Here is a 13,250-nt window from a genome sequence, read left to right as displayed (position 1 = left end):
GCAACACCTTCACGCCCATGCAACAGATCCATCACCTCATCGACGGCAAGCAAGTCCACGGTGCCGACTACTTCGAAACCGTCAACCCCGCCACGCAGGAAGTGCTGGCCGAAGTCGCCTCGGGCGGCGAGGCCGAAGTGAACGCCGCGGTGGCGGCCGCCAAGGCCGCGTTCCCCAAGTGGGCCGGCATGCCCGCGCCCGAGCGCGCCAAGCTCATCCGCAAGCTCGGCGACCTGATCGCCAAGCACGTGCCCGAGATCGCGCAGACCGAGACCAACGACTGCGGCCAGGTGATCGCGCAGACCGGCAAGCAGCTCATTCCGCGCGCGGCCGACAACTTCTACTACTTCGCCGAGATGTGCACGCGCGTCGACGGCCACACCTACCCCACGCCCACGCACCTGAACTACACGCTGTTCCATCCGGTGGGCGTGTGCGCGCTCATCAGCCCGTGGAACGTGCCCTTCATGACCGCCACCTGGAAGGTCGCGCCCTGCCTGGCCTTCGGCAACACGGCCGTGCTGAAGATGAGCGAGCTCTCGCCGCTCACGGCCGCGCGCCTGGGCGAGCTGGCGCTCGAAGCGGGCATTCCCGCCGGCGTGCTGAACCTCGTGCACGGCTACGGCAAGGAAGCCGGCGAGCCGCTGGTCGCACACCCCGACGTGCGCGCGATTTCGTTCACCGGCTCCACCGCCACGGGCAACCGCATCGTGAAGAGCGCGGGCCTGAAGAAGTTCAGCATGGAACTCGGCGGCAAGAGCCCTTTCGTGATCTTCGAAGACGCCGACCTCGACCGCGCACTCGACGCGGCCGTGTTCATGATCTTCAGCAACAACGGCGAACGTTGCACGGCCGGCTCGCGCATCCTGGTGCAGCAGTCGATCTATGCCGACTTCGCCGCGAAGTTCGCCGAGCGCGCGAAGCGCATCACAGTGGGCGACCCGCTCGACGAAAAGACCATCGTCGGCCCGATGATTTCGCAGGCCCACCTGGCCAAGGTGCGCAGCTACATCGAGCTCGGTCCGAAGGAAGGCGCCACGCTGCTGTGCGGCGGCCTCGACACACCGGCCAAGCTGCCCGACCGCGTGAAGAAGGGCAACTACGTGATGCCCACCGTGTTCGCCGACGTCGACAACCGCATGAAGATCGCGCAGGAAGAAATCTTCGGCCCGGTCGCCTGCCTGATCCCGTTCAAGGACGAGGCGCACGCCATCGAGCTGGCCAACGACATCGCCTACGGCCTGAGCAGCTACGTCTGGACCGAGAACATCGGCAAGGCGCACCGCGTGGCCGCCGCGGTCGAGGCCGGCATGTGCTTCGTCAACAGCCAGAACGTGCGAGACCTGCGCCAGCCCTTCGGTGGTACCAAGGCCTCGGGCACGGGCCGCGAAGGCGGCACCTGGAGCTACGAAGTGTTCTGCGAGCCGAAGAACATCGCGGTGTCGATGGGCTCGCACCACATTCCGCACTGGGGCGTGGCGTGAACACGCAACGCCGCACGCTGCTTCAGGGCGCCGCCGCACTCGCGGCCCTGCCCGCACTGGCACGCGCGCAGACGGCATGGCCCGCCAAGCCGGTGCGCATCGTCGTGCCCTTCACGCCCGGCGGCACCACCGACTTCGTCGCGCGCCTCGTCGGCCTCGAACTCGGCAAGGCGCTGGGCCAGCCGGTGATCGTCGAGAACAAGCCCGGCGCCGGCACGGTGATCGGCGTCGATGCGGTCGCCAAGTCGGCGCCCGACGGCCACAGCTTCGTGTGCGTGGCCAACAGCTTCACGGCCAACCAAACGCTGGTGCGCAAGCTGCCCTACGACACGCTCAAAGACCTGCGCCCGGTCGCGCTCATGGGCATGTCGGAGCACGTGCTCGCCACGCACCCGGGCAGTGGCCTGAAGACGCTGGCTGACCTGCGCCACCAGGCCAAGGCCAAACCCGGCACGCTGAGCTTCGCCTCCTTCGGCAACGGCACCTCGGCGCACCTGTCGGGCGAAATGCTCAAGCTGGAGATGGGCCTGGACATCGTGCACGTGCCCTACAAGGGCCAGGGCCCCGCGCTCGCCGACCTGCTCGGCGGCCAGGTGACCGTCATGTTCGGCAACTGGCCCGAGTTCCGTGGCCATGTGCAGGCCGGCAAGCTGGTGGCGCTGGGCATGGCGACCGCGCAGCGCTCGCAGTACGCGCCCGCGATACCCACACTGGCCGAACAGGGCGTGGCCATCGCGTCCAATTCGTGGAACGGCCTGCTGGCCCCGGCCGGCACGCCCGACGCCATCGTGCAACGCATGAACGCCGAAGTGAACCGTGCACTCGCATCGCCGGCGGTGACCGAGGCGTTCCACAAGGGCGGCATCGCGTCGCTGTCGGGCACGCCCGAGCGCTTTGCCGAGTTCATCCGCAGCGAGATCGCGAAGTACGGCGACGTGATCCGCAAGGCCAACATCCAGATCGAGGGCTGACCCATGAGCCTCTATGCGATGCAGAAGTTCCTGTTCGCGCTGAACCGCGACGCCGAGGTGCAGCGCCGCTTCGCCGAAAGCGGCGACACGCGCACCGCGCTGCTGGCCGGCTACGACCTGAACGACGAAGAGCGCGAAGCGATCGGCACCGGCGACATCGGCAAGCTCTACGTGCTCGGGTGCAACGGCCAGTTGCTGATGCACTTCGCGCCGCTGCTGGGCATCGCATGGGCGGACTATCTGGAAGCCATGCGCGAAGGCGTGCGCAAGTACGGCCCCGTGCGCGCGGGCATCTACGCAATGACAACCGGAACCGACGAGAAAGTGGCAGGCGTATGAGCCTCGTATTCGCAGGCGTGTGCAGCCACGCCCCCGGCATCACGGGCCGCGCCCATCTAGCCGATCCGGCGGTGAAGGACGAGTTCCACGCGCAGTTCCATCGCTTCGGCGAGGCGATGCGCGCGACCAAGCCCGACGCGGTGATCGTCATCGCGGCCGAGCACTTCGCGAACTTCTTCATGAACAACATGCCCGCGTATGCGATCGGCATGGCCGACAGCTACGAGGGCCCGATCGAAGACCCGAAGTGGCTGGGCATCGAGGCGCGCACCATCCCCGGCGACGCCGCGCTGTCGCAGCGCCTGATCCGCGAGGTGATGCAGACCGTGGACGTGGCCTACGCGGAAGAGTGGAAGTTCGACCACGGCATCATGGTGCCGCTGAACTTCCTCACGCCGAACTTCGACACCAAGGTCATTCCCGTGAACATCAACTGCCAGGGCCCGCCGCTCACGCCGCTGCACCGCGCGTGGGCCTTCGGCGAGGCCTTGCGCCGCGCCTGCGACAAGGCGCCCGAGCGCATCGCGCTGGTGGGCACCGGCGGCATCTCTCACTGGCCGGCCACGCCCGATTCGGGCAAGGTGAATGCCGAGTGGGACGCCGAGTTCATGCGCCGCTGGTGCGCCAACGACCGCGAAGCGCTGCTTTCGCAGGTCGACTACAACGACGAAGCCACCTACCGCGAAGCGGGCCAGGGCGGCTTCGAGATCCGCACCTTCCTCAGCGTGGCCGCGGCCGCGCGCGGCAAGGGCGAGATCTTCCACATGAAGGCCATCCCGATCTTCGCGGTGACCTGCACGGCCGCCGTGATGTCGGTGGTCTGAACAAGAAAAGAAGAGAACACGCATGCCGCACCTCGTGATCCTGTACACGCCCAACATCGAGGCCGAGACCGACGTGTCGGCGCTGTGCCGCACGCTGGCCGACACCATGCTCGTGCAGCGTGACGAGGCCGGCAAACCGGTGTTCCCCACCGGCGGCACGCGCGTGCTGGCCTACCCGGCCGCGCACTACGCCGTGGCCGATGGCCAGGCCGATTACGCCTTCGTGTACCTCAACCTGCGCATGGCCTCGGGCCGCTCCGAGGCGGTGAAGAAGAAAGCCGGCGACGCGCTGCTGGCCGCCGTGCGCGCGCATTTCGAGCCCGTCTTCTCGCAGCGCCACATCGGCATCACACTGCAGATCGACGAAGCGCCGGGGCAGGTGTACGACGGCAAGCACAGCAACCTGCATCCCCTGTTCAACAAGACCTAAGCACAAGAAGCGAGCCCCCATGCTCTCCACCGCCACCATCGCCCAACTGGCCGCCGAACTGCACGAGAGCGAGAAGTCGCGCGTGCAGGTCGAGCATTTTTCCAAGCGCTTTCCCGAGATGACGATCGAAGACGGCTACGCCATCTCGCGCGAATGGGTGAAGCACAAGATCGCCGAAGGCCGCATCGTCAAGGGCCACAAGATCGGCCTCACCTCGCGCGCCATGCAGCAGTCCAGCCAGATCGACGAGCCCGACTACGGCACGCTGCTGGACGACATGTTCTTCGAGCAGGGCGGCGACATCCCGTTCACGCGCTTCATCGCGCCGCGCATCGAGGTCGAGCTGGCCTTCGTGCTCGGCAAGAAGCTGCAGGGGCCCAACGTGACCCTCTTCGACGTGCTGGCCGCCACCGACTACGTGGTGCCCGCCATCGAGATCATCGACGCGCGCATCGAACAGTTCGACCGCCACACCAAGGCGCCGCGCAAGGTGTTCGACACCATTTCCGACAACGCGGCCAACGCCGGCATCGTGATGGGCGGCCGGCCGGTGAAGCCCGACGCGGTCGACCTGCGCTGGGTGAGCGCGCTGCTCTACAAGAACGGCGTGATCGAAGAGTCGGGCGTGGCCGCGGCCGTGCTCAACCATCCGGCCACCGGCGTGGCGTGGCTCGCGAACAAGCTCGCACCGTGGGACGAATGCCTTGAGGCCGGCGAGATCGTGCTGGGCGGTTCGTTCACGCGCCCCACCACCGCCGTGCCGGGCGACACCTTCCACGCCGACTACGGCCCGCTCGGTTCCATCGCTTTCCGTTTCGTCTGACGAGTTTTTCCATGCACACCCCACTCAACACTTTCAAGCAGGCCATGCAGGCCGGCCAACCGCAAATCGGCCTGTGGGTCGGCCTGGGCGACGGCTACGTGGCCGAGCTGCTGGCCGGCACCGGCTACGACTGGCTGCTGGTCGACGGCGAGCACGCGCCCAACGACGTGCGCTCGGTGCTCGCGCAGCTGCAGGGCATTTCCAGCGCGTGGTCGGCGCAGCCCGACGCGCAGCGCTCGCACCCCATCGTGCGCATTCCCGTCGGCGACACCACGCTGATCAAGCAGTACCTGGACATCGGCGCGCAGACGCTGCTGGTGCCGATGGTCGACACCGCCGAGCAGGCCGCCAAGCTGGTGCAGGGCATGCGCTACCCGCCCGAAGGCATCCGCGGCATGGGCAGTGCGCTGGCGCGCGCGTCGCGCTGGCAGGCGTATCCCAACTACCTGCACGAAGCCAACGCGCAGACCTGCCTGCTGGTGCAGGCCGAGACGGTCGAGGCGATGAAGAACCTCGACGCCATCGCGGCCACGCCGGGCGTGGACGGCGTGTTCATCGGCCCGGCCGACCTGTCGGCCTCGATGGGCTTCGTGGGCCAGCCCAATCACCCCGAGGTGCAGGCCGTGATCGCCGACGCCGTCGCACGCATCCGCAAGGCCGGCAAGGCGGCCGGCATCCTGTCGACCACCGAGGAGCAGGCGCGCAAGTGGCTCGCGGCCGGCGCGCTGTTCGTGGCCGTGGGTGTCGACACGATCCTGCTTGCAGCCGCCGCCAAGCAGCTGCTCGCGAAGTACAAGGCCGCGCCGGGCGTCATCGCGCCCAACGGCTACTGACCTCTCACGCCCTTTCACGAGCCAGCCTTCGCCAGCCGCATGACCACGCCCACCGATCCGCCCCCCAAGCGCTTTCGCTCCGCCACCATCCGCGAGGGCACGATCCGCGCGACCACGCGCAGCTTCCTGCACGCGCTCGGGCAGGACGACGAGGACATCGCGCGCCCGCACGTCGGCGTGTTCCACACGGGCGGCGAGATGAGCCCGTGCAACCTCAACCTGCGCGAGCAGGCGCAGCACGCCAAGACCGGCATCTACGCGGGCGGCGGCACGCCGCACGAATGCCCGGTGGTGTCGGTGAGCGACGGCCTGACGATGGCGCACTCGGGCATGCGCTTCTCGCTGATCTCGCGCGAGCTCATCGCCGACAGCGTGGAGGCTTCCACGCGCGGCCACCAGTGGGATGGCATCTTCGCCATCGGCGCCTGCGACAAGAACCTGCCGGGCCTGATGATGGGCATGGTCCGCTGCAATGTGCCCAGCGTGTTCGTGCATGGTGGCTCGGCTTTGCCCGGGCAGATGCCCGGTCCCGATGGCCGCGACCTCAACGTGGTCGACACCTACGAGACCATCGGCAAGGTGCTGGCCGGCACCGCCACGCACGACGAGCTCGACGCCATGAGCCGCGCCTGCCTGCCCACGGCCGGCGCCTGCGCAGGGCAGTTCACGGCCAACACGATGGGCATGGTGTCGGAGGCGCTGGGCCTGGCGCCCATCGGCTCGAGCATGGTGCCGGCGGTGTTCAGCGAGCGCGCGCCGCTGATGCGCCGCGCCGCGAAACAGCTCATGAAAGCGGTGCTGGGCGATGGCCCGCTGCCGCGCGATGTCGTGACGCGCAAGGCGCTCGAAAACGCCTGCGCCGTGGTCTCGGCCACGGGCGGCTCGACCAATGCGGCGCTGCACCTGCCGGCCATTGCGCACGAAGCCGGCATCAAGTTCCACCTGGACGACGTGGCTGAAATCTTCGCGCGCACGCCGCTCATTGCCGACCTGCGTCCGGGCGGCCAGTACCTGGCGCGCGACGTGTACTACATCGGCGGCGCGGGCGTCATCTTGCGCACGCTGCTGGAGCAAGGCTTCCTGCACGGCGACGCCCTCACCTTCACCGGCCGCACGCTGGCCGAGGAAGTGGCCGACGCCGCCGCGCCCGATGGTCGCGTGGTGCGCGCAGCGGGCAACCCGATCACGCGCGACGGCGGGCTGGCGGTGCTCAAGGGCAACCTCTGCCCCGACGGCGCGCTGCTCAAGACGGCGGGATTGAAGACGCTGGTGCACCGCGGCCCGGCGCGCGTCTTCAACTCGGAAGAAGAAGCGCAGGCCGCCGTGCAGAACCGCCGCTACGAAGCGGGCGACGTGATCGTCATCCGCAACGAAGGCCCCAAGGGCAGCCCCGGCATGCGCGAGATGCTGGGCATCACCGCGCTGCTCTACGGCCAGGGCATGGGCGACAAGGTGGCGCTGCTCACCGACGGGCGTTTTTCGGGCGCCACGCGCGGCCTGTGCATCGGCTACGCGGGGCCCGAGGCGGCCGACGGCGGACCGATCGCGGTGCTGCGCGACGGCGACATGGTGGCCATCGATGCACGCGCCGCGGCGCGCAGCATTTCGGTCGAACTGAGCGCCGAAGAAATCGCGTCGCGGCTGGCCGGACGTGAGGTAAACGCGGGGGTGGTGCACGGTGGTTTGTTGGAAAAATACGCGCTCACCGTGCGCCCTGCCCACCAGGGCGCCGTGACCCACTCGGGCGCGGTCACCTGGCTGCGCGACGAGTCGTGATCCTGCTCCCTCCTCACCCTCCAGAAAAGAGACAGACATGACCTTCACCCGCCGCCACATGCTGCAGTCCACTGGCGCCTCGGCGCTGCTCGCGAGCCTCGGCCAGCAGGCCTTTGCGCAGGCTGCCGCGCTCGAGAACGCGACCATCGTCACCGGCTTCGCGGCCGGCGGCACCTCGGACACCACCTGCCGGCGCATCGCGCTGAAGCTGAGCCCCGACTACGCCAAGACCGCCGTGGTCGAGAACCGCACCGGCGCGGGCGGCCAGATTGCCGTGAGCTACGTGAAGGGCCGTCCGGCCGACGGCACCACCATCCTGCAGACGCCCACGTCGATCCTCACGATCTACCCGCACATCTACAAGAAGCTGCCGTACGACCCGATGGTCGACCTCACGCCCGTGAGCCTGGCCTGCATCTTCGACTTCGGCTTCGCGGTCGGCCCGTCGGTGCCGGCCACCGTCAAGACGGTGCCCGAGTTCCTCGCCTGGGCCAAGGCCAACCCGGCCGGCGCCAACTACGGCTCGCCGGCCGCGGGTTCCACGCCGCACTTCATCGGCGCGCTGCTGGGCAAGCAAGGCGGCGTCGAGCTCAAGCACGCGGCCTACCGCGGCACGCAGCCGGCCATGCTCGACCTGCTGGGCGGCAACATCTCGGCGGTGTCGGGCCCCATCGGCGACATCACGCAGCACCTGCAATCGGGCAAGGTGCGCATCCTGGGCGTGTCGGGTGCCAAGCGCAACCGCTTCGCGCCCGATGTGCCCACTTTCGGCGAGCAGGGCATCAAGAACATGGCGCACAGCGAATGGTTCGCCTTCTTCCTGCCGGCCAAGGCCTCGCCCGAACTCGTGGCCAGGCTGAACACGTCGATGAAGAACGCGCTGGCGCAGAAGGACGTGATCGACGGCCTCGGCACTTTCGGCCTGGAAGCGATGTCTTCCACGCCTGCCGAGCTGGGCGATCTGTTGAAGAAGGACACCGCCAAGTGGGCGCCGATCGTCAAGGAAGTCGGCTTCACCGCGGAAGGCTAATCACATGAAGGAACTGCCATGAACACACTCGCCACCACTGCGCCGTCGGCGCTGGTCCATCCCTCGATCCATCCCGACGAGCGCGCCGCGCGCGAAGAGCTCGCGGCCTGCTATCGCGTGTTCGCGATGCTGGGCTGGGTCGAGATGATCTACAACCACATCACGGTGCGGCTGCCCGACAGCGTGACGGGCGGCGAGAAGCAGTTCCTCATCAACCCCTTCGGCCTGCACTACAGCGAAGTGACGGCCAGCAACCTGGTGAAGATCGACCTGCAGGGCAAGGTGCTCGACGGTTCGACGCACTTGGTGAACCCGGCCGGCTTCGTGGTGCATGCGGCCATTCACGACGGCCTGCCCGGCGCGCACTGCGTGATGCACACGCACACCACGGCCGGCGTGGCCGTGGCCTGCCTGCAGGGCGGCCTGCAGCAGACCAATTTCTATACCGCCCAACTGCACGGCATGGTGGCGTACCACGACTTCGAGGGCATCACGATCCATGCCGACGAAGGCCCGCGCCTGCTCAAGAGCATCGGCGACCGCAACGCGGTGATCCTGCGCAACCACGGCCTGCTGGCCTGGGGCCAGACGCTGCCGCAGACCTTCGCGATTTTGTGGACGCTGCAACGCGCTTGCGAGATCCAGATGGCGACCTTCTCGATGGGCGCCGCGATTCCGGTGAGCGAAGAGATCGCGCAGCGCTGCACGCGCGACGCGCTGCAGTTCAGCCCCGCGCATGGCGCCGGGCAGGACGTGTTCAATGCACTGGTGCGGCAAGTGGACCGCATCGACCCAAGCTACCGCAACTGAGGCGCCTGTTCCCATGAAGATTTGCATTTACGGCGCCGGCGCGATCGGCGGATGGATCGGCGTCGGCCTCGCACAAGCGGGCCAGCGCCTCAACGTGGTGGCGCGCGGCGCCACGCTCGATGCGCTGCAGAAGGACGGCCTCTCGCTCATGCGCGGCGACGTGCGCACGCGCGTGCCGGTGAACGCGGTGGCCGACCCCGAGGCACTGGGCGTTCAAGACCTGGTGGTGATCGCCGTGAAGGCGCCCGCGCTGGCCGGCGTGGCCGAACGCATCGGGCCGCTGATCGGGCCCGACACGATCGTGCTGGTCGCAATGAACGGCGTGCCGTGGTGGTTCCTCGAAGGCGGCTTCGGCGGCGAGATCACGGGGCACCGCCTCGCGGCCGTCGATCCTGAAGGCGCCATTGCGAAGGCCATTCCGTCGCGCAACGTGATCGGCTGCGTGGTGCACGCCAGCTGCTCGCTCGACGGACCGGGCGTGGTGCGCCACCACTTCGGCAACGGGCTGATCGTGGGCGAGCCTTCGGGCGAGGCCACGCCGCGCGTGCAGAAGCTGGTCGAGCTGCTGAAAAGCACGGGCATCGACACCACGCTGTCGCCGCAGATCCAGAAGGACGTGTGGTTCAAGCTGTGGGGCAACATGACGGTGAACCCGATCAGCGCGCTCACGGGTGCCACCACCGACCTGATCATGGGCGACGACTATGTGCGCGGTTTCATCTCGGCGGTGATGCTCGAAGCCAAGGAGATCGGCCGGCGCATCGGCATCGAGATCACGCAGAGCCCCGAAGACCGGCATGCGGTGACGATGAAGCTCGGCGCGTTCAAGACCTCGATGCTGCAGGACGTGGAAGCGGGCCGATCGGTGGAGCTCGACGCACTCGTCACCGTGGTGCGCGAGCTGGGCGAGCTGACGGGCGTGGCCACGCCGTTCACGGATGCGCTGCTGGGGCTGGCGCGGCTGCGGACGCGGCAGCTCGGTTTGTACTGACCGGGCTGCCCCGCCGTCTTACCAGCGCTTTTCGGGCGCGGCGGCGATGAACTTGGTGCAGACCTCCACGGCCTTCGCGCGCTCGTCGCGCAGCAGTTGCCAGTTGTCGGCCTGCCACCGCGCCCATGCAACCGCCTCCGACTGGTAGCGGCATTCGATCGGCGGGCGCATGAAGCCGGGGCGCCCCAGGTCGGCGCCGAACTTGAGGCGGAACAGCTCGTCCGATCCCAGCAGGTTTTCGTAGACCAGGTGCCACGGCCCCGGGAGCAGCAGGGTGTCGGCTTCCTTCGGAATCTGGCGCGCCGCCTCGATCTCCTCGGGCGTGGAACCGTCGGTCAGGGCGGTGGCCAGCGCGGTCTCGGCGCGCTTGCGGTAGATGTCGGTGGCGACCTTGCTCAAGGCGTCGTTGAGTTCGCGCATGGCGGGGTTGACGCCCAGCGGATCGTCCTTGAGTTCCTCGAGCGTGGTGCCGCCCAGGTCGTCTTTCGAGAAGCCTTGCGCACCCACGCCGCCCGAAAGCACCGCGAACGCGACGTTCAGCGCGACCTGTCCGGCCACGTTGTTGATCGTGTTCTCGCGGCGCACCACGCGCAGGTGCTCGATGCCGGGTTTGTAGGTGCCGCGGTTGAAGCGCAGACGGGTTTGCGGGGGTGCGGCGGGTGCTGCTTCGGCGGACGCTGAAGCTGCGGCCATGGGTTGCGGCGCGGCCGCTTCGGTCTGGGCCTGCGCCGAGAAGCCGGTGATGGCCAGTGCCAGGCCGAGGGCATGCCGTGCGGCACGCGATGGCGTTCGTTTCTTCGTCGAATGGGTCATTGAACTGTTTTCCTCCGGGGCGGATTGTCTCCGGCGGAGTGCTCCGTTCATTCAACGATGTTCGGGGCGTGTGCACAGGCCACCGGGTACTTCCCTCCGCGAATGTCCCCCGGGCTTCGCCCTCCTCCTTGATTTCGCTGCGGGAAGCACCCAGTGTCCTGCGCACACCGAGCGCTGTCGTTGTGCTGCGCGATCGATCACCGCACTGCCCAACGCTCACGTCGATGGGGTGCCTTGCGCAGCGAAATCAAGGGGGAGCCCGCAGGGCGGAGGACATTCGCGGAGCAAGGCTCCCCGTCGGCGGGAGCGTCGCCCTGAACGTCAGCCGTTCAGTTCAACCAGCCAGCCCGACGTACACGTTCTGCACGTCGTCGTTCGCATCGATGGCGGCAAGGAAGGCTTCGACCTCTTCCAGGTCCGCAGCGCTCAGGCTCGCCGGATCGATCGGGTTCTTGGGCCGGTAGCCCAGCTTGGCCGACAGCACGGTGAAGCCCTGGGCCGGCAGTGCGCGGCTCACGAGGTCGAGGTCGGCGGCTTCGGTCAGGAACAGGGTGGTGCCGTCTTCGGCGCCCGGCTCGAAGTCTTGCGCGCCGGCTTCGATGGCGGCCACTTCGGCGTCGGCGTCCGGGGTGGCGGGTTCGGCCTCGATCATGCCGAGGTGGTCGAAGTCCCACGAGACCGAGCCGGAGGTGCCGAGCTGGCCCTTGCGGAACAGCACGCGCATTTCAGGCGCGGTGCGGTTCACGTTGTCGGTCAGGCACTCGACCATCACGGCCACGCGGTGCGGGGCGAAGCCCTCGTACATGACGTGGTCGAAGTGCACCGCCTCGCCCGTGAGGCCGGCGCCCTTCTTGATGGCGCGGTCGAGCGTGTCCTTCGGCATCGAGACCTTGCGGGCCTGCTCGACGACCAGCCGCAGCCGCGCGTTCGAGCCCGGATCGGCGCCGTTGCGCGCGGCGATCATGATTTCCTTGGCCAGCTTGCCGAACAGCCGGCCCTTGGCATTCGCGGCCACGTCCTTGTGCTTGGCTTTCCATTGCGCGCCCATGTCTGCATTCCTTGGTGTTGTTGGGGGGCGGCGAAACGCCGCAGCCCCCGAGGATGCCACGAGCCGGAGGCCTCGCACAGCGAGGCCCCTTCCGCCGTCAGGGGCGCCGCGTCTGTTCACCCTCCTCGGGCGCCAGGCTCACCCACAGGGCGGCGCCCACGATCAGCAGGCCGCCGGCCCAGCCCCAGGCGCCGATGCGCTCGCCCAGCCCGAGGGCCGCGATGGCCGCGCCGAACACCGGTTCGCTGCCCATGAGCAGCGACACGCGGCTCGGGCTGCTGCGCGAGGCGGCATGGTTCTGCGCGAAGAAAGCGAACACGGTGCACAGCAGCACGAGGTAGGCCATGCCCCACCAGAAGCCGGCCGTGGCGGGCGGCAGGTGCCAGGCGCCGCCGCCCGACACGGCCAGCAATGACAGCGCCGCCGCGCCCAGCGCCATCACGCCGGACTGCACGGCCGTCAGCGTGAGCGCCGGCAGGTTGTGGCGGCCCGCCAGCCGGCGGGTGAGGCACACCATGACGGCGCGCAGGAAGGCGGCGGCGAGCATGAGTGCGTCGCCCCACCCCATCGACAGGTTGGCGAGCGAGGGCGCCGAGAGCAGGGCTGCGCCCACGGCCGAGAGCCCGGTCGCCCAGAACACGCGCCGCGCGGGCCGTCGGCCCAGCAACCACCATTCGACGAACGGCGTGATCGCCACGCACAGGCTGATGAGGAAGGCCGCGTTGCTCGCCAGGGTCAGCGAGACGCCGAAGGTCTCGCACAAGAAGATGGCGAGCAGGTTGGCGCCCAGCAGGCCGCCCACGGCGAGCCCCTGGCGCCATTGCGGGTCACGCCACAGCGGACGCAGCGCGGGCAGCAGCACAAGAAAGGTGAGACCGAAACGCAGCGCGACGAACTCGAGCACGGGCAGCTGCTGCGTCGCCTGCTTGGCCACCGCATAACTGCCGCCCCAGACCGCCGCCACGAGCAGCAGCATGAGTTCAGCGGGACCGAAGCCGGCCGTCCACGACCTGCGCCCCACCGGGACCGCACCTTGCAACGCCTTTGAATCCATACTGTCTGCCCGCGGCCCGAGGCG

Annotated in this window: 14 protein-coding genes; 11 read left to right on the top strand and 3 right to left on the bottom strand. The window is 68.5% G+C overall.

The window, feature by feature from the left end; genetic code table 11:
• The first annotated feature begins 17 nt into the window (after positions 1–17).
• The 11 genes from hpaE to RZE79_RS01450 are packed head-to-tail and all read left to right on the top strand — an operon-like array spanning position 18 to position 10,311.
• A complete protein-coding gene (gene hpaE / locus RZE79_RS01500) occupies positions 18–1,484 on the top strand; it encodes a 5-carboxymethyl-2-hydroxymuconate semialdehyde dehydrogenase (RefSeq protein ID WP_319358677.1) in 1,467 nt (488 codons plus the stop codon).
• Positions 1,481–2,455: a tripartite tricarboxylate transporter substrate binding protein gene (locus RZE79_RS01495; RefSeq protein ID WP_319358676.1), complete on the top strand. Its 975-nt coding sequence runs from the start codon at positions 1,481–1,483 to the stop codon at positions 2,453–2,455. The genes hpaE and RZE79_RS01495 overlap by 4 nt, the downstream gene beginning before the upstream one ends.
• 3 nt (positions 2,456–2,458) lie before the next feature.
• Positions 2,459–2,794, top strand: a complete 336-nt coding sequence (locus RZE79_RS01490; protein ID WP_319358674.1) for an aromatic ring-opening dioxygenase subunit LigA — start codon at positions 2,459–2,461, stop codon at positions 2,792–2,794.
• Entirely contained in the window at positions 2,791–3,618 is an 828-nt protein-coding gene (locus RZE79_RS01485) for an extradiol ring-cleavage dioxygenase (RefSeq protein WP_319358673.1), read from the top strand. The genes RZE79_RS01490 and RZE79_RS01485 overlap by 4 nt, the downstream gene beginning before the upstream one ends.
• Before the next feature lie 22 nt (positions 3,619–3,640).
• A complete protein-coding gene (locus tag RZE79_RS01480; RefSeq protein ID WP_319358671.1) occupies positions 3,641–4,048 on the top strand; it encodes a 5-carboxymethyl-2-hydroxymuconate Delta-isomerase in 408 nt (135 codons plus the stop codon).
• 19 nt (positions 4,049–4,067) lie between these two features.
• Positions 4,068–4,871: a 2-oxo-hept-4-ene-1,7-dioate hydratase gene (hpaH, locus tag RZE79_RS01475; RefSeq protein WP_153281147.1), complete on the top strand. Its 804-nt coding sequence runs from the start codon at positions 4,068–4,070 to the stop codon at positions 4,869–4,871.
• A gap of 11 nt (positions 4,872–4,882) precedes the next feature.
• Positions 4,883–5,704 carry a 4-hydroxy-2-oxoheptanedioate aldolase gene (gene hpaI / locus RZE79_RS01470; protein ID WP_319358669.1) on the top strand — a complete coding sequence of 274 codons (822 nt, stop codon included), beginning with the start codon at positions 4,883–4,885 and terminating at the stop codon, positions 5,702–5,704.
• A 39-nt stretch (positions 5,705–5,743) separates the two neighbouring features.
• The gene (ilvD, locus tag RZE79_RS01465; protein WP_319358667.1) at positions 5,744–7,480 is read left to right on the top strand and encodes a dihydroxy-acid dehydratase; all 1,737 of its coding nucleotides are present in this window, start codon (positions 5,744–5,746) and stop codon (positions 7,478–7,480) included.
• 37 nt (positions 7,481–7,517) lie between these two features.
• Positions 7,518–8,510 carry a Bug family tripartite tricarboxylate transporter substrate binding protein gene (locus tag RZE79_RS01460; RefSeq protein ID WP_319358665.1) on the top strand — a complete coding sequence of 331 codons (993 nt, stop codon included), beginning with the start codon at positions 7,518–7,520 and terminating at the stop codon, positions 8,508–8,510.
• An 18-nt stretch (positions 8,511–8,528) separates the two neighbouring features.
• A complete protein-coding gene (locus RZE79_RS01455) occupies positions 8,529–9,320 on the top strand; it encodes a class II aldolase/adducin family protein (RefSeq protein ID WP_099794582.1) in 792 nt (263 codons plus the stop codon).
• 13 nt (positions 9,321–9,333) lie between these two features.
• Entirely contained in the window at positions 9,334–10,311 is a 978-nt protein-coding gene (locus RZE79_RS01450) for a 2-dehydropantoate 2-reductase (RefSeq protein ID WP_070063517.1), read from the top strand.
• 18 nt (positions 10,312–10,329) lie between these two features.
• Here the strand turns inward: RZE79_RS01450 and RZE79_RS01445 are convergent, their stop codons facing one another.
• The 3 genes from RZE79_RS01445 to RZE79_RS01435 form a co-directional block, all read right to left on the bottom strand.
• Positions 10,330–11,124 carry a hypothetical protein gene (locus RZE79_RS01445; RefSeq protein WP_319358663.1) on the bottom strand — a complete coding sequence of 265 codons (795 nt, stop codon included), beginning with the start codon at positions 11,122–11,124 and terminating at the stop codon, positions 10,330–10,332.
• Between the two features lie 334 nt (positions 11,125–11,458).
• Positions 11,459–12,172, bottom strand: a complete 714-nt coding sequence (locus tag RZE79_RS01440) for a YebC/PmpR family DNA-binding transcriptional regulator (RefSeq protein WP_101493489.1) — start codon at positions 12,170–12,172, stop codon at positions 11,459–11,461.
• Positions 12,173–12,269: 97 nt separating this feature from the next.
• The gene (locus RZE79_RS01435; protein ID WP_319358662.1) at positions 12,270–13,226 is read right to left on the bottom strand and encodes a DMT family transporter; all 957 of its coding nucleotides are present in this window, start codon (positions 13,224–13,226) and stop codon (positions 12,270–12,272) included.
• Between the last annotated feature and the right edge of the window lie 24 nt (positions 13,227–13,250).

The sequence above is a fragment of the Variovorax sp. EBFNA2 genome, from assembly GCF_033802765.1.
Classification (GTDB): Bacteria; Pseudomonadota; Gammaproteobacteria; order Burkholderiales; family Burkholderiaceae_C; genus Variovorax; species Variovorax paradoxus_H.
The sequence above is the reverse complement of the archived record's forward strand: the minus strand, read 5'-3'. Positions and strand labels throughout refer to the sequence as shown.

What these genes read in the sequence shown, in the direction of transcription:
- RZE79_RS01460 (WP_319358665.1), top strand. Translation starts at nt 7,518, where the DNA reads ATGACCTTCACCCGCCGCCACATGCTGCAGTCCACTGGCGCCTCGGCG.
- RZE79_RS01435 (WP_319358662.1), bottom strand. Translation starts at nt 13,226, where the DNA reads ATGGATTCAAAGGCGTTGCAAGGTGCGGTCCCGGTGGGGCGCAGGTCG.
- RZE79_RS01445 (WP_319358663.1), bottom strand. Translation starts at nt 11,124, where the DNA reads ATGACCCATTCGACGAAGAAACGAACGCCATCGCGTGCCGCACGGCAT.
- RZE79_RS01490 (WP_319358674.1), top strand. Translation starts at nt 2,459, where the DNA reads ATGAGCCTCTATGCGATGCAGAAGTTCCTGTTCGCGCTGAACCGCGAC.
- hpaI (WP_319358669.1), top strand. Translation starts at nt 4,883, where the DNA reads ATGCACACCCCACTCAACACTTTCAAGCAGGCCATGCAGGCCGGCCAA.
- ilvD (WP_319358667.1), top strand. Translation starts at nt 5,744, where the DNA reads ATGACCACGCCCACCGATCCGCCCCCCAAGCGCTTTCGCTCCGCCACC.
- RZE79_RS01485 (WP_319358673.1), top strand. Translation starts at nt 2,791, where the DNA reads ATGAGCCTCGTATTCGCAGGCGTGTGCAGCCACGCCCCCGGCATCACG.
- hpaH (WP_153281147.1), top strand. Translation starts at nt 4,068, where the DNA reads ATGCTCTCCACCGCCACCATCGCCCAACTGGCCGCCGAACTGCACGAG.
- RZE79_RS01480 (WP_319358671.1), top strand. Translation starts at nt 3,641, where the DNA reads ATGCCGCACCTCGTGATCCTGTACACGCCCAACATCGAGGCCGAGACC.
- hpaE (WP_319358677.1), top strand. Translation starts at nt 18, where the DNA reads ATGCAACAGATCCATCACCTCATCGACGGCAAGCAAGTCCACGGTGCC.
- RZE79_RS01450 (WP_070063517.1), top strand. Translation starts at nt 9,334, where the DNA reads ATGAAGATTTGCATTTACGGCGCCGGCGCGATCGGCGGATGGATCGGC.
- RZE79_RS01440 (WP_101493489.1), bottom strand. Translation starts at nt 12,172, where the DNA reads ATGGGCGCGCAATGGAAAGCCAAGCACAAGGACGTGGCCGCGAATGCC.
- RZE79_RS01455 (WP_099794582.1), top strand. Translation starts at nt 8,529, where the DNA reads ATGAACACACTCGCCACCACTGCGCCGTCGGCGCTGGTCCATCCCTCG.